Below are 24,826 nucleotides of genomic sequence, written 5' to 3'. Positions count from 1 at the left end.
CTGCGGCGTCGGCTTGCTCATGCCGAGGCCCGGACCACGAGGGTCGCCTCGAGCCGAACCTGCTCCGGCTTACTTGGCAGGCCGTCGCCGGATGCGATCTGGTGCAGCAGAAAATCGAGCGACAGCGTCCCTAGACTTTCGAAGTCCTGCGCCACGGTGGTGAGCGGCGGGCAGGCGTATCGGCTGAGCGCCTGGTCGTCATGCCCCGCGACCCGCAGCGTACAGTCGAACTCACGGCCGATCTTGAAGCCGCGCTGGAAGGCGGCTGCCATCACGCCGGTCGCGATCCTGTCGTTGGCGCAAAGGATCGTGCCAGTCGGAAAGCCAACCCCATCGATGACCTTGAGGGCTTCCGTATAGCCGACCTCCTCGAAGCGCCAATCGCGCCGGGAGGACACCGGAATGATCTCCGGCTGCAGCCCCAGTCGTTCCATCGTCGCGACATAAGCGGCGCGCCGTTCGGCCGCATTATGGTTCACGGGCGGCATGTCGAAGAAGGTCGGGCGGTCGCCGGTGCGGCACAGATAGTCGGTGATCAGCGGAACGCTCTGGTTGTTGTTGGTCCCGACGAAGGCACTCGTGTCGTCGAGGCGCGAGTCGAGAAACACAAGCGGAATGCGCGCCTGCAGGCTTTCGACCAAGGAGGCCCGCGTGTTCTCCCCAAGCGGCGCCATGATTGCGCCCGCGATCTTCAAAGACAGAAGCGTCTCGATGGCCCGCGCCTCGAGCCGAGGATCGCCCCGTGAACTGAGCGCGAGCAGGAACAAGCCGCTCGCGTTGCAACGCAATTCGATCTGTTGAACCAAACGGGCGAAAAACGGGTCGGCGAGATCCGGCACCACGATCGCGATGATCTTCGGGTTACGCTTGTTCAGGTTTACGGCAAACAAGTTCGGCCGATAGTCATATTGCGCCAGAGCCCGTTCGATCTGGGCGCGGGTCGACGGACGGACACTGCTGGGATCGTTGAAATATTTCGAGAGTGTCGGCCGGGAAATGCCGCTGAGAAGCGAAAACTCCGCCATGTTCCGGATGGCTTGATCGTTCATCGCGCGCGGAAACTCAATCTCCAGGGATGCCGGCGCGCCGCTGAGATCGGTGCTCCAAACAACACTCTCGTAGCATCAAAGTTGACGCGTGCAAAGAATTCCCCGACGCTGATCCGAAGGGCTGCCCCGGCGTGTTCGCCGAGGCGCAGCCGCCATCATAGGGGGAAACGAGGTGGCGACGGATCTACGCGGCAAGGTGGCCCTGGTCACAGGGGCGAGTTCGGGCATCGGGCGCGCGCTGGCGCACCATCTCGCCGCAGCCGGCGTGCGTCTCGCGCTGGCGGCTCGTTCGACCGAGAGACTTGCGGCGGTGAAAGAGCGTCTCGGCGATGCCGATGTGGCGTTGCTGCCGACCGATCTCGCCCAGCCGCGCGAGGTCGATGCCATGGTCGATGCGGCGCTGGCGCGGTTTGGGCGGATCGATATGCTTCTGGCCAATGCCGGTCTTTATGCGCCCGGCGCGGTCGCCGACGGCGATCCGGATTTTTTCGACCAGACGATCGCGGTCAATCTCAACAGCGTCGTGCGCGCCACGCGGCGCGTCTTGCCCGGCATGATGCAGCAGGGTTCTGGCGACATCCTGGTGACGAGTTCCATCTCGGGACATCAGGCGTTGCATTGGGAGCCGGTCTACAGCGCCACCAAACATGCGATCCAATCCTTCGTGCACGGCCTCCGCATCCAGGCCGCGCCACACGGCGTGCGGGTGGGCGCGATCGCGCCGGGCATCGTGCTGAACGAGCTCTGGGGTTATACCGACCCGGCCGCCATCGCGGCCAAGGTCGCGGCTCACGAAGGTTTGACGTCGGACGATGTTGCCGAGGCAGCGATGTTCATGCTGACCCGCCCGGCTCACGTCACCATCCGCGACCTGGTGATCCTGCCGCAGAACCAAGCGATTTGAGGCGTGTTCGCGGTGCCTGCATCGCGGAACTTGGCGCGCGTCAACTTTCGCATTGACGAGATCGAATCCCGCTTCTAGCTTCAGGTCACGGCAACAAGCCCCAAGGGCGGTGCCGGATAAGTCGGATCAGACTTGTCGCATCAGGAGGAGGAAACGTTGAAGAAAACCATGACGGCCGTGGCGGCCTTGGCGCTCGGACTTTCGGCGATGATCGGGGCTGCCGGAGCCCAGACCGGCAAAAAATACACCATCGCGTTGATTCCTGGTCTGACGACCGACGCGTTCTACATCACCATGCGAAAAGGCGCCGAGGCGGCCGCAAAGGTCGTGGGCGCCGATCTCGTGTTCCAGGGCGCGCCGGAGTTCAACCCGGTCCAGCAAGCGCCGGTTCTCGATGCCGTGATCGCCCGGAAGCCGGATGCGATCCTGATCGCGCCGACCGATAAGACGCAGCTCGTGCAGCCGCTGAAGAAAGCCGCCGATGCCGGCATCCCGGTCATCACGGTCGATACGTTCATCGGCACCGGCATTTATCAGACCGGTCAGGGCGATGCGGATTTCCCGCTGTCTTATATCGCGTCCGACAACGTTCTCGGCGGCAAGATCGCGGCCCGTGCTCTCGCCAAGGCGATCGGCGACAAGGGCAAGGTCTACGTGTCCAATGTGAAGCCGGGCGTCTCGACGACCGATCAGCGCGAACAAGGCTTCAAAGACGAGATGAAGTCCCATCCGGGCATTCAGGTCCTGCAGACGCAGTTCAACGACGATGACGCCAACAAGGCGGCCTCGCAGATGCAATCGGTCTTCGCCCGCAACTCCGATCTGGCGGGCGTCTTCGGCGCCAATCTGTTCTCGGCTCTCGGGGCAGCGAACGGGGTGCAGCAGGCCGGCCAAACCGGCAAGGTGAAGGTCGTGGCCTTCGACGCTCCAACCTCGATGGTCGACAACATCAAGTCGGGTCTCATCGATGTGGCGATCGCGCAGCATCCGGCCGAGATCGGATATTTTGGGGTCATGTCGGCCTACGCGCATCTGACGGGACAATCGATCCCGATCGCGATCGGAACCGGTTTCACCGAAATGGACAAGTCGAACATCGACAAGCCGGAAATCGCCCAGTTCATCTACAAGAACTGATCCTCACTCCGCCTCGGGTGCCGCTGTTCGATCGTGTTTCGATCTGGCGGCACCGTCTTCCTCCTCTGCTGGCACGGAGCGGCTGATGTTTGCCCAAATATCCTCGAAAGTGCTGACCCCGCGCCAACCCGGAAGCCCATCGCGCTGGCTCCTATGGGCGGCGGCGATGCGGGCTTGGCTGTTCCTTGCTCTGCTGCTGATCGTGTTCGAGACATGGTCGCGGATCAGCTATGGCACCAGCTTCGTCTTCTCGACCTATAATGCCCAGTCGATCGCCGTCTTCGCGGTTGCGCCACTTCTGCTGGCCCTTGGCGAAACATTCGTCATCATCGCAGGCGGCATCGATCTATCGGTCGGCTTCATCATGGGGCTCTCGGCCGTGGTGGCGGCGCATGGCGCCAATGTCGCCGGCGCCCACATGCCGCCGTTCCCGGCGATGCTGGTCGGCATCGCGGCGGGGCTCTTGGTTTGCCTCATCCCGGGGTCCGTCAACGGCTGGCTGATCTCGAAATTGAAGGTGCCGCCGTTCATCGGCACGCTCGGCATGTTCGGTGTGGCGCGCGGCGTGGCCTTTCTGCTCGCCAACGGCACCACGGTGCCGGTGTCGAACAACTGGTTCGCGGCGCTTGGGAATGGACGTCTGCTTGGCTTTCCGGTCGTGGTCATCATCACGGTCCTGTTCGTCCTGGTGATGAGCTATCTGCTGCGACAAACGCAGTTCGGCCAGCATACCTATGCGATCGGGGCCAGTGAGCAGGCCGCCTTGCGGGCCGGCATCAATGTGGCCCGACACACCCGCAAGCTCTACCTGCTCTCGGCCTTGTGCGCCGGCCTCGGCGGCGTGCTCTATGCGGCCCGCTTCACGGCCGGTGCGGCCCAGGCCGGCGAGCCCTTGCTGCTCGACTCGATCGCCGCCGTGGTGATCGGTGGCGCCAGCCTCTTTGGTGGATCCGGTACGATCCTCGGCACGGTCGCCGGATCGCTGGTGATCGCCGTCATCCAATACGGCCTCGTTTTCATCGATGTCGAACCCTTCTGGCAATTCGTAGCCGTCGGCGTCGTCATCATCATCTCGGTCTTGGTCGACCAGACGCAACGCAAGCTCGGCGGAGAACGCTGATGAGCGCCGTACAATCTTCCCAACCCATCCTCGACGTCCGCTCGGTTTCCAAGCGGTTCGGCGGGGTCGAGGCCCTGAAGGGCGTGTCGCTGTCGCTCTATCCCGGCGAGGTCGTCGCCCTGGCGGGCGATAACGGGGCCGGCAAATCGACCCTGACCAAGATGATCTCCGGCGTCTATCAAGCCGATGGCGGACAGATCCTCCTCGACGGCAAGGGCGTGAATTTTGCGACGCCGGAAGCTGCGCGGGGCGCCGGTATCGAGACGATCTACCAGGATCTCGCCTTGGCCGACAACCTGTCGATCGGCGCCAACATCTTTCTCGGACGTGAACCGATGCGGCGGGCCTTCGGCGTCGTTCCGGTGCTGGACCGCCAGAAGATGGCGGTGGCTGCCAAGGAAACGATGGCCATGCTCGATTTCCATCTCGACCGGCTCGACGCGCCGGTCGGCCGGTTTTCGGGCGGGCAACGTCAGGCGGTCGCGATCGGTCGCGCCATCTACTGGAACGCACGCGTGATTTTGATGGATGAGCCGACCGCGGCGCTCGGCGTGCCGGAACAGCGCAAGGTGCTGTCGCTCATCAAGACCCTGAAGCAGCAGGGACGCGGCGTGATCTTCATCTCGCACAACCTGCAGGACATTTTCGCCGTGTCGGACCGCATCATCGTGCTGCGGCGCGGCAGCCTCGCGGGCGAACGACAAATCGAAAACACGACGCATGACGAGGTCGTGAAGATGATGATCGGCGGCTGATCCCAGCCCTCCGGTCCGGCGAGCCGAGCTTTCGGCCTCCCCCCAACCTTGGATAAGAGCCATGACCAGGATGACAACAGCCGAATATCGCGGCTATCAGCAGATCTGCGGCCCGGATGGGGCCATGATGGTGATCGCGGCCGACCAGCGCGGCGGCATGCGGAAGATCATGGCGGCATCGCCAGCCGAGGAAGCCGGCATCTCGGAAGCGACGCTCGGCGAGACCAAAGCCGACATCACGAAATTCCTGGCCAGTCAGGCCTCCTGCGTTCTGCTCGACCCGGTCTGCGCCGTCCCGCATGTTGTCAACGACGGTGTGTTGGCCCGCGACACGGCTTTGCTGATCGGGCTCGATGCCTCGGGGTTCGACACCACGCCCGACGGCTACAGAAACTCGAAGCTCGTTCCCGGCATCGATGCTCGCCGCGTCCGCGCGCTTGGCGGCACCGGCGGCAAGATCATGGTCTATCTCAGGGCGGATCGTCCCGAGGCCGATACACGCAATATCGCGATCCTGCGCGAGTGCATCGCGGATTTCGCGCGCGAGGACTTGCTGCTGGTGGTGGAATTCCTCACCTACGACTTGCCCGGCGAAAGCAAATCCGACTATCAGGCGGCCTTTCCCGGCCTGATCGAGGCCGGCACCCGGATTTGTCTCGATCTCGGATCCAAGGTTCTAAAGCTGCCCTATCCCGGCACCGAGGCCGCCTGCGCCAACATCACGGCCATGTGCGGGGACGTGCCGTGGGCGGTGTTGTCGGCCGGTGTCGATCACGAGACCTTCGTCGGTCAGGTCGAGATCGCGATCCGGAACGGCGCCTCCGGCGTCATCGCGGGGCGCGCCTTGTGGAAGGATTGCATTTCGCTTGACCGAGCCGTCACGCAGCATCGCCTCACCACGATCGCGGTGCCCCGCCTGCAGCAGATTCAATCGGTCGTGAAACGCTGCCGCGCCGGACAGGCGCAAGCCGCAGCCTGACATCTCGTTTCGCAAAGGCGCATCCGATGCAGCATAGCGCAACCGCCATCGGCATCGACATCGGCGGCACCAATCTTCGGGTGGGGCGGGTCTCGAGCGGTGGCGAAATCCTCGATTGGGTGGCCGAGCCGATTACGCGCGATCCGCGTGGCCTGCTCGACCGCATCGTCGAGATCTGCCGCCGCTTGGACGATGAGACCGTTGCGGGAATCGGGATTGGGGTGCCGGGCCGCGTCGATGCCCGTCACCGGGCCGTCCTGTCGGGCGGTTACATCGATCTCGCATCGGCCTCGCTCGCCGAGGATCTCGAGGCGGCGCTGGGTAAACCGGTCGTGATCGACAATGATTGCAACATGGCGCTGGTGGCCGAAATCGCGACGGGGGCCGCCCAGGGCTACGACAATGTCGTCATGTTCACGATCGGGACCGGCATCGGCGGCGCGGTCGTGATGGAGGGAAAAATCGTGCGCGGGCGTGCGACGGCCGGCCAATTGGGCCACTTGACGGTGGCGCAGGACGGGCTCGCCTGTGCGTGTGGACGGCGCGGCTGCGTCGAAACCACGAGTTCCGGCACCGCGCTCCGGCGGCTGATCCGAGAGGCGGGTCTGCCGACCAGCACCGTCGTCGAGGATCTCTTCGTCGCCGAAGCGGCCGGGGATCCCATCGCGCGCCGGATACTCGACACCTGGGCGAGCCCGCTCCGCACCGCGATCGACAGCATGGTGGCGGCGGCTGATCCAGATGTCATCGTGCTTGGCGGCGGCCTTGGCGGGGCGGCCCATCGCGCTTTGTCGCGGGCACCGGCCGTGTCGCCCTGGTACCAATGCGGCGTTGTGGCGGCTCAGCTCGGCGACGATGCGGGTGTGATCGGCGCCGCCATCTCGGCTTTGGTCGAACATATGATGGAACCGGAGGCGACGGCCTCGGCTCCCTTTCGAGACGTGGCGGGCCTCGGCGGATGAAAACCGCCATCCTCGTGAATGGCATACCGGCCAGCGGCAAGAGCACGGTCGCGCGTGGCGTCGCGGATCGGCTCGGATGTCCGCTCATGACACTCGATACGATCAAGGACCCGCTCTTCGAGCATGTCGGGGTCGGCGATCGGGAGCATAACCGCATGCTTGGGCGTGCCAGTTATGCCATCATCTTCAAGGCCATCGGGGATTGGCCCGATCCCGCGATCGTGGTGATCGATGCGTGGTTCGGGTTCCAACCCGTCGAGGTTCTGGCCGCCCATCTCGTGGCCGCCGGCATCGGCCGCACGGCTGAGATCTGGTGCCATGCGCCGGCCGACGTCGTGGCCGAGCGCTATCGGGCGCGGCTCGGGACACGCAGTGTGGGTCATCCGGGCGAGGCTTATCTTCCCGAATTGATCGCGCTGAGCGCGCGTGCGACCCCGATTGGAGGTCGTCCTCGTTTCGACGTCGAGACGACGCAGCCGATCCCTTTCGATACGATCATGCCGTGGCTCGACGACGTTGTGAACGACCGGCTGAACAAGGCATGACATGAAGACCGTTGTGACGATCGGTGAGATCGTCGTCGAGATCATGGCGCTCGATCGAGGTTTCGGCTTCGACGAGCCTTTGCGCCTCTCCGGCCCCTATCCGTCGGGCGCGCCCGCGATCTTCATCGACCAGGTGGCGCGGCTCGGCCAACCCTGCGCCATCGTCAGTTGCGTCGGCGACGACGATTTCGGGAGGATGAACCGCGCGCGCCTCGCCGCCGACGGCGTGGATGTGAGCGCCATCGCGATCGATCCGGAAGCCGCGACCGGCAGCGCCTTCGTGCGCTACAGACCGGATGGCGCGCGCGATTTCGTCTTCAACATCAAGCATAGCGCCTGTGGCCGCATCGCGTTGACGGATGCCGGCAGACGCGTGATGGCGGGCTGTGACCACCTTCATGTGATGGGATCGTCGCTCTTCGCACCGGCGATCGTGGCCGCGACCGAGGCCGCGATCGAAACTGTGAAGGAGCGCGGCGGCACCGTGTCGTTCGATCCGAACGTTCGCAAGGAGATGCTGGACCTGCCCGGTATGCGCGAGGCCTTTGGGCGGGTGCTGGCCAAGACCGATCTCTTTTTGCCGAGCGGCCCGGAGCTCTTTCTCTTTGCGGATGCGGCCGACGAGATGGAAGCGGCTCAGGCGATCCTGACCCGGGGGGTCTCCTGCATCGTCGTCAAACAGGGCGCCAACGGGGCCCGCTGCCATGTCGCGGGCCGCGTTATCGACCAGCCGGCGTTCACGGCGCGCGAGATCGATCCGACCGGGGCAGGGGACTGCTTCGGCGCGACCTTCGTGACGGCATGGCTGCGCGGCTGGCCGCTGGAGCGAGCCTTGGCGCTCGCCGCGGCAAGCGGCGCCCGAGCGGTCGAGCGACAAGGCCCGATGGAGGGCGTCTCGACGCTGGACGACCTCGAGCGGCTTGTGGGCGGCGCACCCGCGTCGACTTAGCGCTTTGTCTTCTCACCAGGCGGGTTCGTCCGGGCCTTGTGCCCTCGTGTCGGTCACGCCACTTTCGAAGCTTGGGGATGGTCTCCTGTTCCGGTGCCAGAGAGGCCTGCTTTGCTTTTGATGATCTTCGTGGCCGCGACCTTGGCCTGGGCCGGTCTTGCGTTCTATCTTTCGGCGCGGCAGGTCGCGCATGTGCGTCGCCATCGGGACATTGTTCCGTCCGACTTCGCCGCGACCGTCTCGCTCGACGAGCACCACAAGGCCGCCCATTACACGATCGCCCGGGAGCATCTCGCCCGCGTCGCGACGGTGCTGGATGTCGCCATCTCGCTCGCCTGGGTGTTCGGCGGCATCGGCCTGCTCTATGGGGTCCTCTCGACGATCCTGCCGCCCTCGCTTGGGCGAGGGGTCGCGTTCCTGGTTGCCACGGCCGCGATCGGTACGCTGCTCAGCCTTCCGCTTGCGCTCTACAAAGCGTTCGTGATCGAGCAGCGGTTCGGGTTCAACCGCACCAGCCTGCGCGTCTTCGTGATCGATCGGCTTAAGAGCGCGGTGATCGGGCTCGTCGTTTTCGTGCCACTGCTCTTCGCCGCGCTCTGGGCCATGCGGAGCTTCACCGGCCTGTGGTGGTTGTGGGTGTGGCTCGCCCTGGTCGCGTTGATGATCCTCGCGCCGACGTTTTACGTGCGGCTGATCGCGCCGCGGTTCAATCGATTTACCCCGCTCGAGGATGGAGCGTTGCGGGCCCGCATCGAAGATCTGCTCATCAAATCGGGGTTCCGCTCCTCCGGCCTCTTCACCATGGACGCGTCGCGGCGCACCGCGCATGGCAATGCCTATTTCATCGGCTTCGGTCGATCGAAGAGGATCGTGCTGTTCGATACGCTGCTGGCTAAAAGTTCACCCGAAGAGGTCGAGGCCGTGATCGCCCACGAACTTGGGCATTTCCGTCACCGGCACGTGCTGTTCGGGCTAGCACAGGGAGCTTTGATGACGCTGATCGGCCTGGCGGCCTTCGGATGGTTGTGCAAGCAGGCGTGGTTGTTGCCCGCCTTCGGGATCGAGCAGAGCGACGATGCGTTGCGCCTGTTCGTTTGCATGCTGCTCGCATCGGTGGTCGGGCCGCTGATGTCGCCGCTTGGCAACTGGATCTCGCGGCGCAACGAGTTTCAAGCCGACGATTATGCCCGTCAGGCTGTAGGGGCGGCTCCGATGATCAGCGCCTTGACCAATCTGGCGCGCGACAATGCCTCGACGCTGACGCCCGATCCGGTTTACGCTTTGGCGCATTATTCGCACCCGCCCGTTCCGATCCGGGTGCGTCACTTGCGGGCCGGGGAAGCTTGACCGGCTCCCCGCGATGCTCGGGTGTTGTCTTGCTCGCCGCCGCTCGCCAATCGCCGGATTAGTGGCTGGCCCGCGCAGTCTGATGGTGGTTTGAAACCGCAGCGGTGGCCTGCTGTTCGGTCGGGAAATGGCCGATCACGAGGCCGCCGCGCGAGGTCGCACGCCATGTTTGCTCGTGCTGCGCGACCGTTCCGATCCAAACCTGATTGTCATGGATCATCTGACTGCCTGCGGCCGTCGCGGTCGTGTCGGCTTGGTTTTGCTGGTTCATCGGAGGAGGCCCCTTGTTGAGCAGCATCGACCGAGATCGACCCTGCCAGACTCATGAAAAACCAGAGCACGGCCGTGGCTCGTTCTCTTTGACTGAGATTAAGCCATGATCCGCGCCCGCTGCGCGTGGTGTCGAACGACTGAGGTCGGAGACGGTATCTTCTGTCAGAGGACCGCCGATGGTCAAGGGTTGCGGGCCAAAGATTATGCGCCGACGATCAATCGATGAGCGGCCTTGCCCGCTTATGATCCTGCAAAGGCCGCATCGCGCTGCATTGCAACAATCTGGCGCCTATTTCGTAATCTGGTTACGGCAAGCAATTGGCACACCACGCGAGACAAGCATGACCTCAGAGCAGCCTCTTGAACTTTTTTCGTTCTGGCGCACCTCGGCGGTCTATCGGGTGCGGGTCGCGCTCAGCCTCAAGGGGCTCCAGGCAAAAGAGACCTTCATCGATCTCGATGCGGGTCAGCAACGCAGTGATGCCTTCTTGGCCATCAACCCGCTTGCGGCCATTCCGGCCCTGGTGGTCGCCGGTCAAACGACGCTGACGCAATCGACGGCGATCCTCGAATATCTCGACGAGACAACGCCCGAGCCGCCGCTGTTGCCCGCCGATGCACTTGGTCGGGCGCGCGTCCGGTCCATCGCGGCCATGCTGGTGGCCGACACGCATCCGTTCGTGACGCCTCGGGTCAAACGCTACCTGACCACGACCGGCGGTTTCGACGATGCGGCGTGGCGTGCCTGGCAGATTCAGTGGTTCACCACCGGGCTTCAAGCCGTCGACAAGCGGCTCAGCGCCGAGCCGGAGACCGGTCGCTTCTGCCATGGCGACAGGGTGACTCTCGCGGACATCTGCCTCGCGAGCATCCCGGCCGTCATGCAGGTGTTCAAGATTTCTGTCGCCGATATTCCAACGGTCGACCGGATCGTCGCCTCCTGCAACGCCTTGCCGGCCTTCGCCGAGGCGGACCCCTATAAGCAGGTTGGCGCGCCCGCCCGCTGAACCCATGCCCCTATCCCAACGGGCGATGCCCTTCCTCTCTTTGGATCCCTCGATGACCGATCAGACCACATCCACGCTGTTCCAGCCCTTCGCGCTGGGCGATCTCACGCTGAAAAATCGCATCGTTATGGCGCCGTTGACCCGCAGCCGCTCCAGCGATGCCGGTGTCGTGCCGCCTTATGCCGCCGATTATTACGCGCAACGCGCCACCGCGGGCCTCATCGTGTCGGAGGCGACCAACATCTCGTCCCAGGCGCGGGGTTACGCGCTGACGCCGGGCATTTGGACGCCTGCCCAGGTTGAGGCGTGGCAGACCGTGACCCGCGCGGTTCATCAGGCAGGCGGCAAAATGGTGCTGCAGCTTTGGCATACGGGCCGGATCTCGCATCCGAGCCTGCATGACGGAGATTTGCCGGTTGCGCCCTCCGCCATCAAGCCGGCCGGACAGGCCTTCACGAACAGCGGCATGCAGGATCATGTCGTGCCGCGCGCTCTTGAGACGGACGAGATCCCGGCGATCGTCGAGGATTACCGGCATGCGGCGCAATGCGCCAAGGATGCAGGCTTTGACGGCGTCGAGATCCACTCGGCCAACAATTATCTGCTCGAGCAGTTCATCCGCGACAGCACCAATAAACGCACCGACCGCTACGGCGGCAGCGTCGAGAACCGCCTGCGGTTTCCGCTCGAGGTCGTCACGGCCGTGACGACGGTCTGGGGCGGCGGCGATCGGGTCGGGATCCGCATCTCGCCCGGCACCACGATGCCGGGGGAAGCGCCGCTCGATAGCGACCCGATGGGGACCTACGGGACCTATATCGATGCGCTGTCGGCGCATGGTTTGGTCTACATCCACGATATCGAAGGCGTGACCCAGATGAGCCGCGACCCCAACGGCATCGATTATCCGGCCCTGCGGAAGCGCTTCAAGGGCGCCTATATTGCCAACAACAACTACGATCGTGCGCTGGCCGACAAGACGCTCGAGGAGGGCAATGCCGATTTGATCAGCTTCGGCCGGCCGTTTATCGCCAATCCGGACCTCGTGGATCGTCTGCGGAACGGCGACCCCCTCGCCGAAGCCCCCAAGGCTTATTGGTATGGTGGGGATCAGACCGGCTATTCCGATTGGCCCGGCATGAACGGTCAGCCTAAAGGCTAGCCTGAATCGACCCGGGTTCCGGGTTCAGCGAACCCCGAGGCCCGCCAAGAGACCACCATCGATGACATGATCCGAGCCGGTGATGAAACCGGCTCGCGATGATGCCAAAAAGGCGATGAGATCAGCGACCTCGTCGGCCTCGCCGATCCGGCCGATCGGATGGGCGGCCCCAAACCGGGCGAAGACCGCCTCCACATCAGCCTCGGGTCCGTCGAGCGTGCGGGCCGCGAGTTCGAGGATGGGCGTGCGGACCGAGCCAGGGCTGACCGACAGGACACGGATGCGATCCCCGGCGAAATCGAGAGCCATGGCGCGGGTCAGCGCGTGGATCGCACCCTTTGAGGCCACATAGGCGGCCACGCCCTGCTGGCAGGCATGGCCCTGAACGCTCGACACGTTGACGATCGCACCGCCGCCGCGCTTCCGCATCTCCGGTACGCCGAAATGCGCCGTGAGGTGGATCGACCCGACATTGACGGCCAGACAGCGGGCAAAAACCTCTGGGCTCGTCGTCACCGCATCACCATAGGGATGCACGGCCGCCGAATTGACCACGATGTCGAGGCCGCCGAAGCGCGTCACGATATCGGCCATCGCGGCGTCGACCTCTTGCGGAACGGAGACGTCGGTCCTGCGAACCGCGATCCCCGCGTCGACCAGAGCCACATTGCCGATCTCGTCGATGCCGAGGGCCAGAACGTCGGCCCCGAGCGCGGCGAACCGCAAGGCTGTCGCGCGCGCGATCCCGGTGGTGCCGGTCACCAAGGCTATTTTGCCGTTGAGTTCGATCATTGCGTTCGCCTCGCTCCAGCCCGGTCCCTTGGTGCTCGCGCGCAGAAGTGCCTCAAGCTTTGGCACGGTTCAAGCGGCGATGCGTATGTCGGCTGCAACGCATGCGTGTTTGTCGTCAAACCTTCATCGGGAAAATCTAAGGCAGATCGGTCGGTTTCGGCCGTCAGTGTGAAATTGCGTTTCCGTGGATCGTGGCCTGTGGACGGTTGCGTCGGCTGAAACATCGAGGACAGGCCATGCTCGCTGCTCTGACGGCCGGTTCCACCGCAGCTTTCGTTCTGATGATCGGCTGTCTCATCCTGGTGCTGGCTTTCGAGTTTTCCAACGGCTTCCACGATACGGCCAATGCGGTCGCCACAGTCATCTACACCAAATCGCTGAAACCGACGGTTGCGGTCGTCTGGTCCGGCCTGATGAATTTCGCCGGCGTGCTGCTCGGCGGCATCGCGGTCGCCTATGCGCTCGTGGAACTCATTCCGCCGGATGTGCTGTCCCCGCCCGGAGGTGGGCTGGCGATCGGCATGCTGGCGGCGCTGTTCGTCACGGCGCTCGTCTGGAACGTCGCCACCTGGGCGTTTGGCATTCCGAACTCGAGCTCGCATGCCTTGATCGGCGCTCTCGTCGGTGTCGCGATCGAGAATGCGCTGGTGCGCGGCCGCGACCTGCACAGCGGCGTCGACTGGAATCAAGTGTGGAGCGTGCTTCTCTCCCTTTTGGTCTCGCCCGTTCTCGGCTTCGTCTTCTCGCTGCTGCTCTTCTACGTCATCAAGGCGCTGATCCACGACAAAGCGCTCTACACGGTGCCGGAGGAGGGCAAGCCGCCGGTGTGGTGGATGCGCGGCTTGCTCATTCTGACCTGCACCGGCGTGAGCTTTTCGCATGGGACGAATGACGGGCAGAAGAGCATCGGCCTGATCATGCTGACCGTGATCGGTCTCGCGCCCGCCATCTATGCGATCAACCAGGACATCAAACCCGAGGCCATCCAACATCTGTCGCAGGCCATGCCGCAGGCCGCCGATCTGATCGGGCGGTTCGGCGACGACCAGAAGCAACTCGGTATCGAGGCCGCCAAAAAGCTCGGAGAGACCTTGGGCAAGGCCAAGCAGATCACCGACATCCCGGATGCCGAGCGCATCGCGACCCGCAACGATCTTAACCGCACCATCTCCGAACTGCATACGGTCAGCGAGACCAAGGAGGCGCCGGACGACGCCAAGAAATCCGCCAAAAGCATCGGCAAGGACCTGTCCACGGCGGTGCAATATGTGCCGTGGTGGGTGCGAATTCTGAGCGCCGTGTGCCTCGGCCTTGGGACGATGGTGGGCTATAAACGCATCGTGGAGACGCTCGGCGAACGCATCGGCAAGGAGCATCTCGTTCCGGCGCAGGGCGCATCCGCCGAATTGGTCGCCGCCGTGTTGATCGGGGGCGCGGGCATCACCGGTTTTCCGGTGAGCACCACCCATGTGGTGACGGCCGGTATCGCCGGTACGATGGTGGGTTCCGGGTCCGGTATTCAGCCTGCAACGCTGTGGCAGATTGGCACGGCTTGGCTCCTCACCCTGCCGGCCACGATGCTGATGTCCGGTCTCATTCTTTACGTTCTCTCGTAAGCGGTCCCGCTACGCCAAGCGGCGTTGGGCAGGTGGCCCATGCTGCTCCTTAGGATGGGCAGCGAAGGTCGGGTCAGGACGATGCCGAACCAAGCTATAGCTCAGCCCCTGTGACACCCTGTCGTCGCAACGCTTCCGTTCCAAACTCGTTCTGGAGCCGGGAGTTCAGCTATGGGTCTCGTCCTTTACGCGCTCAAATTCCGCATCTCGTTCTATGTTCTCTCGGTCCTGATCGTTCTGGCCGGGGTCGGGGCCTGCATCGTCATGCCCAAAGACGTTTTGCCGAATGTCGACATTCCGGTCGTCATCGTGGTGTGGACCTACAACGGTCTCGACACGACCGATATGACCCAGCGGATCACGACCTATAGCGAATTTTCGCTCTCCAATAACGTCAACAACATCCGCCGGATGGAAAGCACGACCATTCCGGGCACCGCCATCGAGCGGGTTTATTTCGACCAGAACGTCAGCGTCGACCTCGCGATCGCCCAAGTCGTTTCGGCTATGAATTCGATTCGCGCCGCCATGCCGCCTGGCGTTCAGCCACCCGTCGTCATGCGCTTCTCGGCGTCGTCGGTGCCGGTCATCCAACTGTCTCTCTCGTCGGCGGTCGAAAGTGCCGCCAAGGTCTACGACTACGGGCAATATCGTATCCGGCAGACCCTCACGCAGGTGCCGGGCGCGACATTGCCCAACCCCTATGGTGGCGCGCCGCGTCAGGTGATGGTGGATCTCGACCTGCATGCGTTGCAGGGCTACGGACTGACCCCAAACGATGTGGCGAGCGCCATGACGGCGCAAAATCTGACTGTGCCGTCCGGCCTCTCCAAGATCGGCGAGACGCAATATCCCATTCGGCTCAACGCTTCGCCCGATACGGTGGACGCGCTGAACGACGTGCCGATCAAGGTCGTCAACGGTTCGCCCGTTCTGGTCCGCGATGTCGCCCATGTGCGCGATGGATCGCCACCACAACTCAATATCGTACGGACGGACGGCAGCCACTCGGTGCTGACCACGATCCTGAAAAACGGCAATGCCTCGACGCTGACGGTCGTCAATCTGGTCAAGCAGTTCCTGCCGCAGATGCAAGCGGCGGCCCCCAAGGGCCTTTCGATCAAGCCGCTGTTCGATCAGTCGGTGTTCGTGTCCGGGGCAATTTCGGACGTGATCCGGGAAGCGCTCACCGCTGCGGCCCTCACGGGCCTGATGATCCTGCTGTTTCTGGGCTCATGGCGCTCGACCCTGATCGTGCTCGTGTCGATCCCGCTCTCGATCCTGACATCGCTCGCGATCCTCGCCGCCTTGGGCGAAACCATCAACATCATGACGCTCGGCGGTGTCGCCCTGGCGGTCGGTATCCTGGTCGATGATGCGACCGTCGCGATCGAAAATACCTACCGGCTCATGGAGGAAGGCGAGAGCTTCCGCGACTCCGTCGTCGACGGCGCCACGGGGATCGCCAAACCGGCCCTCATTTCGACCCTCGCGATCTGTTCCGCCTTCGTGTCGGTGTTGTTTCTGACCGACACGCCAAAATATCTGTTTACGCCCCAGGCGCTCGCGGTCGTGTTCGCCATGCTGGCCTCCTACCTGCTGTCGCGCACGCTGGTGCCGATCATGATCGATGTGCTGATCCGGTCGGAATATGCGGCCAAGCATAAGGGGAAGCTCGAGGACGAAACCGCGAGCAAGACCCAGGGCGACGTGCCGGCGACAAACACCGAGCCGACCGATGAGGATGACCGCCCCGGCGTCCTGGCGCGGACCGGATCAGCCGTGGTGCATGGGCTGACCCGGCCGTGGGGCTGGATCAAGCGGATGCTGGCGCGACCGGCCTCGGCCGTCGGGACATTCTTGTTCCGCTGCCAGGCCGCATTCGAGCGTGGGTTCACCCGGTTTCAACGGGGCTATCTCGGCCTGCTGAACGGCGTCATGGACAATCGGGTCGTGACCTTCGCCGTCGTCGGGGTCATCTTTGTGGTGAGTGCCGTCCTGTTCCAATTCGTCGGCCAGGATTATTTCCCGCAAGTCGATGGCAGTGGCATGACCCTGCATATTCGGACGCGACCCGGCCTTCGAATTGAAGCCGCCGAACAGACCTTCGCGGCGATCGAACAAACAGTGCGCCAGCAGATCCCAGCGCATGATCTCGGGCTGATCCTGGACAATATCGGGCTGCCGGCCAGCAACTATAATTTCGCGTTCGGCGATGGATCCTTCGTGTCTTACAACGACGGACAGATGCTGATCTCGCTCAACGAGGGGCATGCGCCGTCATCGGTTTACATGAAGAAGCTGCGGGCCGTGTTGCCGCAACTCTATCCAGATACCCTGTTTTACTTCCAACCGTCGGATATGATCACGCAAATCCTCGATTTCGGCTTCATCACGCCGATCGATGTTCAGGTGAACGGGCGCAATCAGCAGAAAGATCTCGAGGTCGCCAGGACCATCGAGCGTCGGATGCGAGCGATCCCCGGAGCGGCCGACGTGCATATCCAGCAGATCACCGATGCCCCTGAATTTTTTGTCGATGTCGACCGAAAGCTCGCTTCGGAGCTCAACCTCACCGAACAGCAGATCGCCAATGCGATGAATATTTCGCTATCCGGAAGCTATCAGGTCAATCCGAACTTCTGGACCGATCCGAAGACCGGAATTCCCTATCAGCTTTGGGTGCAGACGCCCGAATATCGGAATGCCTCGCTGTCCGACCTGCAGAATACACCCCTGCTGGTGAGCGGCACGACTGGGATGGGCCAGCAACCGCTGGTCAGCCAACTTTCTAGCGTGGCCACCCTGCGGCGTCAGCCTGAGCAGACGATGGTCAGCCATGTGAATACCCAGCCGACCTATGACATCTATGCCAGCGCCCAAGATCGTGACCTTGGCGCTCTCAAAGGCGACATCGCCAGGATCGTCGAGGAGGAGCAGGCGAAGCTTCCAGCACCAGACAAGATCACCGTTCGTGGTCAGATCGAAGCGATGGACAACTCGTTCCAAAGCATCGAGATCGGTTTAGGGATTGCGCTGATCGCGGTCTATCTGCTGATGGCGATCAATTTCCAGAGCTGGGGTGACCCGTTCGTGATTCTTTGCGCGCTCCCGGTGGCGTTCTGCGGCATCATTCTCAGCTTGTTTCTGACGCAGACCACCTTTTCGATCCCCTCGCTTTTCGGCGCGATCATGAGTGTCGGTGTCGCGAGTGCCAATTCCATTCTGCTGGTGACCTTTGCGCAGGAGGAGCGACAGCGAACCGGTTGCTCCGCGCGCGAGGCCGCCATGAAGGCGGGCGAGACGCGGCTTCGGCCGGTGCTGATGACCGCGGGTGCGATGTTCGTGGGCCTGATCCCGATGGCGATTGGAATCGGCGAAGGCAGCGAGCAGAATGCGGCACTGGCCCGCGCGGTGCTCGGTGGTGTCGCGGTTGGCACCTGTTCGACCCTCCTCTTCGTCCCATTTCTCTATTCGATTCTGCGGCGTGGTAAATTCGAGCCTGTCAGGGATTACCGATGAGCGACCGTCAGCCCGACCCCTCTGCCGCCATGAGCGACGACGATACCCGTGAGAACGAGCGTGGCGCGGATCAGAGCTTTCACGCTGAGGCTCGCGAACACGAATCCCATCACGCGGCCGAGGATTGTGAGCCGGATCACGACGACAGCCATCATGATGGCGTCGAGACGTCGGGAGACACCGTGCCGCGTGAGGTCGACCCCAAGCCTCACCGCGAGGCGAAGCAGGAGGCGGGCGAGGCGAAGCGCGACGGGCATGAGCCCTCAGACGAGCCACCACCGCCGATGCCGTCGAAATGGCCGTTCATCATCGCGGGTTTAATCCTCCTGGTGTTGATCGCCTGGTCTGGCTACGGTCACTGGCAGCAGCATCAGGACGCCTTGGCGACACAGCAGCAGACCGAGGATCGTGTCCCTGACGTCAAGACCGTCGAGGCCAAGCTGATGGATGAGCCGGTGCCGCTGATCCTTCCCGGCCAGACCGAGGCTTTCGACAGCGCCAGCCTGTTCGCGCGTGCGACGGGCTATGTGGCCGAGCGAAAGGTCGACATCGGATCGCGGGTCAAGAAGGGCGATCTGCTGATCCATATTGCGGCGCCCGATCTCGATCAACAGCTCGCCCAGGCGCAAGCGCAACTCGGGCAGACCCAGGCCTCCCTCGGGCAGGCACAAGCACAAGTCGCTCAAGCCGATGCCAATTTGAACCTCGCCAAAGTGACCTTTGCCCGGACCAATACGCTGACCCAGCAGGGCTACGAAACGGTCCAAAATCACGATAACCAGCAAGCCAATCTCACCAGCCAGCAGGCCGCGCTCGAGACGGCCAAATCCGGCATTCGCGTCGCCGAAGCCAACATCAAGGCGCAGGGCGCGACCGTCGATCGCCTCAAGGCTCTGGCATCCTTCGAGGATGTCGTGGCGCCTTTCACCGGGGTGATCACGGCCCGCAATGTCGATGTGGGTGACCTGTTGAACGCCGATACGGCAAGCGGCATGCCGATGTTCACGATCGCTCGCGACGACGTGTTGCGAGTCTCGGTCTATGTTCCGCAGAATGGCGCGATCGGCATCCATGAAGGGTTGCCGGCGACCATCACGGTCCCGCAACTGCCCGGCCGCCTGTTCAAAGGCTCCGTCGCGCGGAGTTCCGTCGCCCTGACGGCCTCGTCCCGCAGCCTGATGGCCGAAATCGATGTGCCGAACCCTGATGGAGCGTTGCGTCCCGGGCTTTATGTGACGATCAACATCGCGGTTCCGCGTGCCCAGAGCGAAGTGGAGGTGCCGGCCGAGGCGCTCATCTTCAACCAACACGGCATGCAAGTCGCCGTTTTAGATCAAGATTCCAAGATCCGGATGCAGCCAGTCACGATCGATCGCGATCTCGGCACGGCGGTCGATTTGAGGGATGGTCTCAAAGGCCATGAGCAGATCGTCGTCAGCCCACCGTCCATGCTGCAGACCGGCTCCAAGGTTAAGGCGACGCCGCAGAAGCAGGAGCAGGATCAAGGTGGGCAGCCGGCCCAATCCCAGCCCGCAAAGACGAAGGGTGGGCAGGATACCCAGGCGCAAACGGAGGGCGCAGATCACTCGCAAAATCCGTCCCAGAACGCGCAGCCGCAAAACAAGCAGGCCAAAGTCGAGACGCGTCAGAAAACGGACTGACGCTACGGAGCGCTGAGCGACGGGTCTACGCCGAGCGAGGCGAGACTCGGCCCGGGATTGGCGCGATAAGTATAGGTCGGCAGGATAGACGCTGATGCCGCATCTTGAGCCGGTGTCGCGAGTGCCGTGACCGCATCATGCAGCGGCGACAGCACACAGACCGGATCGGTGTTGCGCGCGTCTCCGGTCAGAGCGAAGGCCTGGCACCGGCATCCGCCGACATCGACGGTCTTGCGCACACAGGACCGACACGGCTCCTGCATCCAATCCGTGCCGCGATACGCGTTGAACGCCTCCGAGGATGTCCAGATCGCCGCGAGCGAGGCCTCGTGAACGGTCGGAAAGGTGAGCCCCGGCAATGTTTCGGCCGCATGGCACGGCAGAACTTTGCCGGATGGCGTGACGTTCAAAGATCGCATCGCCCACCCGCCCATGCAGGCCTTGGGGTATCGCGCATGATAGTCCGGCACGACATGGTCGATCACGATCGTACCGGCATGAACCGTCTTCAGCCGCTCGATCTCGGCGACGGCGACCTCCGCCTCGGCCCGCGACGGCATCAGCGCATCGCGATTGACCGACGCCCAACCGTAATATTGCGTATGCGCGATCTCGACCCGCCGCGCACCAAGCCGGATCGCTAACGCGACCAAGTCCGGCGCACGCGCCACATTGGCGCGATGGATAACGGCATTGACGGTCAGGGGCAGCCCCGCCGCCGTAACCCAAGCGGCCACCTGCTGCTTTTTCGCGAAAGCACCGGCATAGCCAGCGATGCGATCGGCCGACGCGGGATCGACATCTTGGACCGAAAGCTGGACGTGATCGAGACCCGCATCCGAAAGGCGCTCCATGCGATCTTCCGTCAACCCGATGCCGGACGTGATGAGGTTCGTGTAAAGCCCGAGCTTGGCGCAATGGGCCACCAGATCGACGATGTCGCGCCTCGCCAGCGGTTCTCCACCCGACAGATGAATGTGCAGCACACCGAGCGCGGACGCCTCGGAGAAGACGCGCATCCAGGTTTCCGTGTCGAGCTCGCCAGACCTGGCGTCGAGCGCCAACGGGTTCGAGCAATAGGGGCAGGCAAGCGGACACCGATGCGTCAGTTCGGCCAGCAGACCGAACGGCGCGGGAGGTGGCGCGACCGTCATGAGTCGATCATCCGCTTGTCGTGAAGGCTCGTCGCGGGCCGGAGCATGACCGAGGCGGGCGGGTGAGAACGACGCGCCGTCATGAGTCGAACATCCGCTTGTCCTGAAGGCTCGTCGCGGGCCGGAGCATGACGGAGGCGGGCGGGTGAGAACGACGCGCCGTCATAGGTCGAGCATCCGCTTGTCCTGTAGGCCCGCCAGCATGGCGCGGACATCGGTGTCGATCCGCGCGCGGTCCGCCGCGAAGGTCGTCGCGAGGTCGTCGACGATGGCCGTGATTGTGGCGATGCCGGTGCAGCGTTTCAGCACCTCGACCGCGACCGCATCGAGCTTGAGGATTCGTTCTGGCGCCAGCAACGTCCATTCACCCCGCGTCTCGTCGTGGCGCAAGCGCACGCCCCGCGGCAGGTGCGGTTTGGCGTCGTCAGGCAGAGCGGTCGAATCGGTCATGCGGCCTGCGTCTGGTTGCCGGTCGGTTGCCATGCGCCCGGCGGCGGCGCGCCCTCGACATAGGCGGTCCACAAGCCATCGAGTTGCAGCCACAGCACATCACATTTGAAGCGAAGGGCATCCATCACGGCGTGCTGCTGGTCTGGCGTCCGCGCCTCGCGCGTCACGAAATCCAAGGCGAAATCGCTGTCCCGTTTGGCCTGATCGGGACGGGCCGTAAAGTAGGCCAGCGTGTCGCGGCTGACAAAATCATAATGAGCCAGCATGCCCGACACCCGTTCCGAGATGATGGCGGGCGAAAACAACTCGGTGAGCGAGGACGCCACGGCTTCGAGCAGCGTCTTGCTGCGGCAGAATTCGACGTAAGCCTCCACGGCAAACCGCGTGGCCGGCAGGATAAAGCGGGCCGATACCACATCGTCCCGATGGAGCCCGAGACTGTCGGTCAAGCGCAGCCACCGCTCAATGCCGCCGTCACCCTCCCGGAGGCCATCGTGATCCTCGATCCGCTTCCGCCACTCGCGCCGCTGCGCGGGCTCGATCATCCGGGTCAGCACCGTCGCGTCCTTGATCGGGATCATCGACTGATAATAATAGCGATTGAGCGCCCAAGCCTGGACCTCGCCGCGTGTGCATTGACCGTCGTGCAGCCGACGATGAAACCGATGCAGGCTGTGGTAGCGGTCAGCGCCGATGCGGCGCAGTTCAGCCGCAAACGCGTCCGGCGCGAGGAAGCTGCGATCGAGAGCGACGGGGTCGTGCATCAAAGCATGATCTCCATCCCGTCGTGAGCGACATCCCACCCGGCCGCAGTGACGACGGCGCGTTCGGGCGAATCCTCGATCAAAACCGGATTGGTGTTGTTGATATGGATATAGACCTTCCGGCCGAGTTTCACACGGTCGAGGGCATGCAGCGATCCAGCCTCGCCACTCATCGCAAGATGTCCCATCCGAGCGGCGGTCTTCTTCGATAAACCGAGGGTCGGCATTTCATCGTTCGTAAAGGTGGTGCCGTCGAACAGCAGCAGGTCCGCGCCATCCAGCCGCTGTGCCAGTCCGTCCGACACATCGGCGCATCCCGGCACGTAGAAGACACGTTTGGCTCCATCGCCGATCTCGAGGCCGATCACGGTCTCGGTTTCCTCGCCGAGCGCGACATGCTCGGTTTCGAGATAGAGCGGAACCTTGCCGGGCACCGCGAAGGGCCGAACCGTCAGGCCAAAACCGGTCTCGATGGGGACGTCCAGTCGGAGTGGCTGCCGCGTGACGATCGCGGGGTTCAGCACACCGAACAGCGTCGCGGTCGACACCTGAGCGAGGGTCGTTTCCGTTCCGTAGAGCGTGAAGGCATGCCCCTCGCGGAGGCACAGCAGCCCGGCGAGATGGTCGACATCTCCACTGGTCAAGACCACGCCTTGGATCGGCGAGTGACGGCCGGGATGTTGTGGGCGCAGGGCCGAGGTTTGCAGAATTTGCTGCCGGAGGTCCGGTGAGGCATCGAGGATCAACCAGTCGACATCATTCGCCGTCAACGCGAGGCTGGTTTGGGTGCGGGCGCGAACCCTGTCGCTTCCGTCCCAGGCCAGACGGCATACGGGGCAAGCGCAATTCCATTGAGGAAATCCGCCGCCCGCCGCCGACCCGAGAACGCGAACGCGCATCGCTTTTTACCGACCCGCGTTCACGTCGATTGACGGGCTCAGAAAGCAGCCGACTCGTAGCTCGTGACTTCCATGCCGATGCAGACTTCGGTAACGACGGGGGTGTTCCAGGCCATGATGGTCTCCCTTGATGCTTGTTATCAAGCAAACCGTCCGGGCCGCATTCGCGCGGTTGGATTGCTTCAGTTTGCCAACGTCGAGGCTAGCACCGCGGTTCATGGACGCCAAGACGATTCGAAAGGGGAACCGTCGCAGGACAGAACTGTCATGGGCCGGTCGGATTGAGCAAGAGCTCGAGCCGCTCGACGATCGCGGGCGCGTCTCCCGCGAGATGCAGGATTTTCTGGCGGGACGTTGCGCCGGACCGAATCGTGATGTCGCGCTTGCGGAGGTTCAGCGCAGCCGCCAGCGCCGCGATCAGGCTCGCATTGGCGGCTCCCTCGACCGGAGCCGCCACAAGGCGCACCTGAACGGATGCTCGTCCATCGGCATCGACAACAAGGCCATCGATTCCGGTTCGTCCGGCGCGCGGCGTCACCCGAACCGACAGTCGGACGCCGTCGCCATCGCTCGAAAAAGCGGGTGCAAAGATTTGACGATCGGCCTTCAAAACCATTTAGTCTCTCTTGGAACTCGTCTGGCGGTTGCCGGTCGGCCAGCAGCATCCCGCCATCTCCCCTTTGCCGAACGAAGGCCAGACCCTTTCATGTCACGAGCTATTCTTGTCCAGGCCGATCTCCTGGCATCGCGCCTGTCGCGAGCCTTCGCCGAGGCGGGCGCCTCGGCGCCTGCGGGAGCCGCCGCGACCCGCGCGCTGATGCATGCGTCACGTCTTGGGGTCGATAGTCACGGCGCGCGTCTGGTGATGGTCTACGACCAGAAGCTCCGCAACGGGCGGGCCAACCGGAACCCCGTTGTGACGGTTCGCCGGACGGCGGCCGCCGCCGCGATCGTCGATGGCGACAATGGCCTTGGGGCGCTCGCAGCCTATCGGGCGATGGAGCTTGCGATCGAGATCGCGCGGGAGAGTGGCATCGGAGCCGTCGGCGTCGTGCGGTCGCATCATTACGGCGCCGCCGGTGCTTATGCGACAGTCGCGGCCGAGGCTGGGCTGATCGGCTTCGCGACCACCAATGCCGACAGCATCGTGGCGCCATTCGAAGGCGCGCAAGCCTTCCACGGCACCAACCCGCTCGCGTTTGCGGCGCCGGTCGCGGGGCAAAAGCCCTGGCTGCTCGACATGGCGACCTCGTCGATCCCGTTCAATCGCGTGCTGCTGTACCGGTCGCTCGCCACGATCCTGCCCGAGGGTGTCGCGGCCGACCGGCAAGGCCAGATGACGCGCGACGCAGAGGTCGCCGAAATGCTGATGCCGCTCGGCGGCGCGGGCTATGGCTTCAAAGGCGCGGCGCTCGCCGGTGTCGCGACTCTCTTGTCCGCCATCCTGATGGGCACCACACTCGACCATGCCATGATCCCGATGGTGGGCACGCCGGATCTGCAAACCCCGCGCAACATGGGTCACTTCGTGATCGCGATCGATCCGGCCTTCTTTGCCGGCAAAGCGATGTTCGACAAGGGCATGCGCTCTTATCTCGACGCGCTTCGGGCGGTGCGGCACACGGACAGTGGTCATCCCGTGATGGCACCGGGCGATCGTGAATGGGCTGTCGAGGCCGAGCGGCTTCGCAACGGTATCCCGATCGATCCCGATACCGCAGCCTTTCTCAAGATCGGGGCGGACGGAACGCCGACCGATTGATCCGACACAGCTTTACC

Annotated in this window: 25 protein-coding genes (1 of these 25 cut by a window edge); 15 read left to right on the top strand and 10 right to left on the bottom strand. The window is 63.6% G+C overall.

Features of this window, described 5'->3' with window-relative positions:
* On the bottom strand, positions 1–21 hold the 5' end (the start) of the coding sequence (locus LGH83_RS11940) for a DeoR/GlpR family DNA-binding transcription regulator (protein WP_227398863.1). Its footprint begins 828 nt before the window's first position; the window shows 21 of its 849 coding nt (coding positions 1–21); its start codon is at positions 19–21; its stop codon lies off the left edge, out of view.
* Complete coding sequence (locus LGH83_RS11935) at positions 18–1,049, bottom strand: LacI family DNA-binding transcriptional regulator (RefSeq protein WP_227398862.1); 1,032 nt, start codon at positions 1,047–1,049, stop codon at positions 18–20. The genes LGH83_RS11940 and LGH83_RS11935 overlap by 4 nt, the downstream gene beginning before the upstream one ends.
* Before the next feature lie 172 nt (positions 1,050–1,221).
* On the opposite strand from LGH83_RS11935, the gene LGH83_RS11930 reads away from it, so the two are divergent.
* The 9 genes from LGH83_RS11930 to LGH83_RS11890 all read left to right on the top strand — a co-directional run bounded on the left by LGH83_RS11930 (position 1,222) and on the right by LGH83_RS11890 (position 9,747).
* A complete protein-coding gene (locus LGH83_RS11930) occupies positions 1,222–1,953 on the top strand; it encodes an SDR family oxidoreductase (protein WP_227398861.1) in 732 nt (243 codons plus the stop codon).
* Positions 1,954–2,109: 156 nt separating this feature from the next.
* Positions 2,110–3,090, top strand: a complete 981-nt coding sequence (locus LGH83_RS11925) for an ABC transporter substrate-binding protein (protein ID WP_131195748.1) — start codon at positions 2,110–2,112, stop codon at positions 3,088–3,090.
* Positions 3,091–3,175: 85 nt separating this feature from the next.
* The gene (locus LGH83_RS11920; RefSeq protein ID WP_227398860.1) at positions 3,176–4,210 is read left to right on the top strand and encodes an ABC transporter permease subunit; all 1,035 of its coding nucleotides are present in this window, start codon (positions 3,176–3,178) and stop codon (positions 4,208–4,210) included.
* Positions 4,210–4,965: an ATP-binding cassette domain-containing protein gene (locus LGH83_RS11915; RefSeq protein ID WP_131114203.1), complete on the top strand. Its 756-nt coding sequence runs from the start codon at positions 4,210–4,212 to the stop codon at positions 4,963–4,965. The genes LGH83_RS11920 and LGH83_RS11915 overlap by 1 nt, the downstream gene beginning before the upstream one ends.
* A 61-nt stretch (positions 4,966–5,026) precedes the next feature.
* Positions 5,027–5,944 carry a tagatose-bisphosphate aldolase gene (locus LGH83_RS11910; RefSeq protein ID WP_227398859.1) on the top strand — a complete coding sequence of 306 codons (918 nt, stop codon included), beginning with the start codon at positions 5,027–5,029 and terminating at the stop codon, positions 5,942–5,944.
* A gap of 26 nt (positions 5,945–5,970) precedes the next feature.
* The gene (locus LGH83_RS11905) at positions 5,971–6,906 is read left to right on the top strand and encodes an ROK family protein (protein ID WP_227398858.1); all 936 of its coding nucleotides are present in this window, start codon (positions 5,971–5,973) and stop codon (positions 6,904–6,906) included.
* Positions 6,903–7,451, top strand: coding sequence for an AAA family ATPase (locus LGH83_RS11900; RefSeq protein WP_227398857.1), 549 nt, complete (start codon positions 6,903–6,905; stop codon positions 7,449–7,451). The genes LGH83_RS11905 and LGH83_RS11900 overlap by 4 nt, the downstream gene beginning before the upstream one ends.
* A 1-nt stretch (position 7,452) precedes the next feature.
* The gene (locus LGH83_RS11895; RefSeq protein WP_227398856.1) at positions 7,453–8,400 is read left to right on the top strand and encodes a sugar kinase; all 948 of its coding nucleotides are present in this window, start codon (positions 7,453–7,455) and stop codon (positions 8,398–8,400) included.
* A 120-nt stretch (positions 8,401–8,520) separates the two neighbouring features.
* A complete protein-coding gene (locus tag LGH83_RS11890; protein ID WP_227401827.1) occupies positions 8,521–9,747 on the top strand; it encodes a M48 family metallopeptidase in 1,227 nt (408 codons plus the stop codon).
* Positions 9,748–9,805: 58 nt separating this feature from the next.
* Here the strand turns inward: LGH83_RS11890 and LGH83_RS11885 are convergent, their stop codons facing one another.
* The gene (locus LGH83_RS11885; protein ID WP_131114207.1) at positions 9,806–10,018 is read right to left on the bottom strand and encodes a hypothetical protein; all 213 of its coding nucleotides are present in this window, start codon (positions 10,016–10,018) and stop codon (positions 9,806–9,808) included.
* 343 nt (positions 10,019–10,361) lie between these two features.
* On the opposite strand from LGH83_RS11885, the gene maiA reads away from it, so the two are divergent.
* Positions 10,362–11,027, top strand: coding sequence for a maleylacetoacetate isomerase (gene maiA, locus LGH83_RS11880; RefSeq protein ID WP_227398855.1), 666 nt, complete (start codon positions 10,362–10,364; stop codon positions 11,025–11,027).
* Positions 11,028–11,079: 52 nt separating this feature from the next.
* Positions 11,080–12,189, top strand: a complete 1,110-nt coding sequence (locus tag LGH83_RS11875; RefSeq protein WP_227398854.1) for an alkene reductase — start codon at positions 11,080–11,082, stop codon at positions 12,187–12,189.
* 24 nt (positions 12,190–12,213) lie between these two features.
* On the opposite strand, the gene LGH83_RS11870 is transcribed toward LGH83_RS11875, so the two are convergent.
* Positions 12,214–12,981, bottom strand: a complete 768-nt coding sequence (locus LGH83_RS11870; RefSeq protein ID WP_227398853.1) for an SDR family NAD(P)-dependent oxidoreductase — start codon at positions 12,979–12,981, stop codon at positions 12,214–12,216.
* A gap of 236 nt (positions 12,982–13,217) precedes the next feature.
* On the opposite strand from LGH83_RS11870, the gene LGH83_RS11865 reads away from it, so the two are divergent.
* The 3 genes from LGH83_RS11865 (at position 13,218) to LGH83_RS11855 (ending at position 19,780) form a co-directional block, all read left to right on the top strand.
* Positions 13,218–14,597: an inorganic phosphate transporter gene (locus tag LGH83_RS11865; protein WP_227398852.1), complete on the top strand. Its 1,380-nt coding sequence runs from the start codon at positions 13,218–13,220 to the stop codon at positions 14,595–14,597.
* Between the two features lie 171 nt (positions 14,598–14,768).
* A complete protein-coding gene (locus LGH83_RS11860) occupies positions 14,769–18,119 on the top strand; it encodes an efflux RND transporter permease subunit (protein ID WP_227398851.1) in 3,351 nt (1,116 codons plus the stop codon).
* A complete protein-coding gene (locus LGH83_RS11855; protein ID WP_227398850.1) occupies positions 18,116–19,780 on the top strand; it encodes an efflux RND transporter periplasmic adaptor subunit in 1,665 nt (554 codons plus the stop codon). Before LGH83_RS11860 ends, LGH83_RS11855 begins: the two co-directional genes overlap by 4 nt.
* A 2-nt stretch (positions 19,781–19,782) precedes the next feature.
* Here the strand turns inward: LGH83_RS11855 and pqqE are convergent, their stop codons facing one another.
* The 6 genes from pqqE to LGH83_RS11825 form a co-directional block, all read right to left on the bottom strand.
* Positions 19,783–20,934: a pyrroloquinoline quinone biosynthesis protein PqqE gene (gene pqqE / locus LGH83_RS11850; protein ID WP_227398849.1), complete on the bottom strand. Its 1,152-nt coding sequence runs from the start codon at positions 20,932–20,934 to the stop codon at positions 19,783–19,785.
* 162 nt (positions 20,935–21,096) lie between these two features.
* Positions 21,097–21,384, bottom strand: a complete 288-nt coding sequence (pqqD, locus tag LGH83_RS11845) for a pyrroloquinoline quinone biosynthesis peptide chaperone PqqD (RefSeq protein ID WP_227398848.1) — start codon at positions 21,382–21,384, stop codon at positions 21,097–21,099.
* Entirely contained in the window at positions 21,381–22,148 is a 768-nt protein-coding gene (pqqC, locus tag LGH83_RS11840; RefSeq protein ID WP_227398847.1) for a pyrroloquinoline-quinone synthase PqqC, read from the bottom strand. Before pqqC ends, pqqD begins: the two co-directional genes overlap by 4 nt.
* Positions 22,148–23,047: a pyrroloquinoline quinone biosynthesis protein PqqB gene (gene pqqB / locus LGH83_RS11835; RefSeq protein ID WP_227398846.1), complete on the bottom strand. Its 900-nt coding sequence runs from the start codon at positions 23,045–23,047 to the stop codon at positions 22,148–22,150. Before pqqB ends, pqqC begins: the two co-directional genes overlap by 1 nt.
* Before the next feature lie 38 nt (positions 23,048–23,085).
* The gene (gene pqqA / locus LGH83_RS20140; protein WP_131119403.1) at positions 23,086–23,163 is read right to left on the bottom strand and encodes a pyrroloquinoline quinone precursor peptide PqqA; all 78 of its coding nucleotides are present in this window, start codon (positions 23,161–23,163) and stop codon (positions 23,086–23,088) included.
* Between the two features lie 149 nt (positions 23,164–23,312).
* A complete protein-coding gene (locus LGH83_RS11825) occupies positions 23,313–23,663 on the bottom strand; it encodes a DUF167 family protein (protein WP_227398845.1) in 351 nt (116 codons plus the stop codon).
* A 90-nt stretch (positions 23,664–23,753) separates the two neighbouring features.
* On the opposite strand from LGH83_RS11825, the gene LGH83_RS11820 reads away from it, so the two are divergent.
* Positions 23,754–24,809 carry an Ldh family oxidoreductase gene (locus tag LGH83_RS11820; RefSeq protein ID WP_227398844.1) on the top strand — a complete coding sequence of 352 codons (1,056 nt, stop codon included), beginning with the start codon at positions 23,754–23,756 and terminating at the stop codon, positions 24,807–24,809.
* Positions 24,810–24,826 lie beyond the last annotated feature (17 nt).

Origin of the sequence: Lichenihabitans sp. PAMC28606, from assembly GCF_020616535.1 — a bacterium.
GTDB lineage: Bacteria > Pseudomonadota > Alphaproteobacteria > Rhizobiales > Beijerinckiaceae > Lichenihabitans > Lichenihabitans psoromatis.
Note: the sequence above shows the minus strand (reverse complement) of the source record. Positions and strands in the feature narration are given on the sequence as shown.

Bases quoted from the DNA above. Each gene is read 5' to 3' on its own strand.
- LGH83_RS11935 (WP_227398862.1), bottom strand. From the start codon at position 1,049: ATGAACGATCAAGCCATCCGGAACATGGCGGAGTTTTCGCTTCTCAGC.
- LGH83_RS11920 (WP_227398860.1), top strand. From the start codon at position 3,176: ATGTTTGCCCAAATATCCTCGAAAGTGCTGACCCCGCGCCAACCCGGA.
- LGH83_RS11915 (WP_131114203.1), top strand. From the start codon at position 4,210: ATGAGCGCCGTACAATCTTCCCAACCCATCCTCGACGTCCGCTCGGTT.
- LGH83_RS11910 (WP_227398859.1), top strand. From the start codon at position 5,027: ATGACCAGGATGACAACAGCCGAATATCGCGGCTATCAGCAGATCTGC.
- LGH83_RS11905 (WP_227398858.1), top strand. From the start codon at position 5,971: ATGCAGCATAGCGCAACCGCCATCGGCATCGACATCGGCGGCACCAAT.
- LGH83_RS11900 (WP_227398857.1), top strand. From the start codon at position 6,903: ATGAAAACCGCCATCCTCGTGAATGGCATACCGGCCAGCGGCAAGAGC.
- LGH83_RS11895 (WP_227398856.1), top strand. From the start codon at position 7,453: ATGAAGACCGTTGTGACGATCGGTGAGATCGTCGTCGAGATCATGGCG.
- LGH83_RS11890 (WP_227401827.1), top strand. From the start codon at position 8,521: ATGATCTTCGTGGCCGCGACCTTGGCCTGGGCCGGTCTTGCGTTCTAT.
- LGH83_RS11885 (WP_131114207.1), bottom strand. From the start codon at position 10,018: ATGAACCAGCAAAACCAAGCCGACACGACCGCGACGGCCGCAGGCAGT.
- maiA (WP_227398855.1), top strand. From the start codon at position 10,362: ATGACCTCAGAGCAGCCTCTTGAACTTTTTTCGTTCTGGCGCACCTCG.
- LGH83_RS11875 (WP_227398854.1), top strand. From the start codon at position 11,080: ATGACCGATCAGACCACATCCACGCTGTTCCAGCCCTTCGCGCTGGGC.
- LGH83_RS11870 (WP_227398853.1), bottom strand. From the start codon at position 12,981: ATGATCGAACTCAACGGCAAAATAGCCTTGGTGACCGGCACCACCGGG.
- LGH83_RS11865 (WP_227398852.1), top strand. From the start codon at position 13,218: ATGCTCGCTGCTCTGACGGCCGGTTCCACCGCAGCTTTCGTTCTGATG.
- LGH83_RS11860 (WP_227398851.1), top strand. From the start codon at position 14,769: ATGGGTCTCGTCCTTTACGCGCTCAAATTCCGCATCTCGTTCTATGTT.
- LGH83_RS11855 (WP_227398850.1), top strand. From the start codon at position 18,116: ATGAGCGACCGTCAGCCCGACCCCTCTGCCGCCATGAGCGACGACGAT.
- pqqE (WP_227398849.1), bottom strand. From the start codon at position 20,934: ATGACGGTCGCGCCACCTCCCGCGCCGTTCGGTCTGCTGGCCGAACTG.
- pqqD (WP_227398848.1), bottom strand. From the start codon at position 21,384: ATGACCGATTCGACCGCTCTGCCTGACGACGCCAAACCGCACCTGCCG.
- pqqC (WP_227398847.1), bottom strand. From the start codon at position 22,148: ATGCACGACCCCGTCGCTCTCGATCGCAGCTTCCTCGCGCCGGACGCG.
- pqqB (WP_227398846.1), bottom strand. From the start codon at position 23,047: ATGCGCGTTCGCGTTCTCGGGTCGGCGGCGGGCGGCGGATTTCCTCAA.
- pqqA (WP_131119403.1), bottom strand. From the start codon at position 23,163: ATGGCCTGGAACACCCCCGTCGTTACCGAAGTCTGCATCGGCATGGAA.
- LGH83_RS11825 (WP_227398845.1), bottom strand. From the start codon at position 23,663: ATGGTTTTGAAGGCCGATCGTCAAATCTTTGCACCCGCTTTTTCGAGC.
- LGH83_RS11820 (WP_227398844.1), top strand. From the start codon at position 23,754: ATGTCACGAGCTATTCTTGTCCAGGCCGATCTCCTGGCATCGCGCCTG.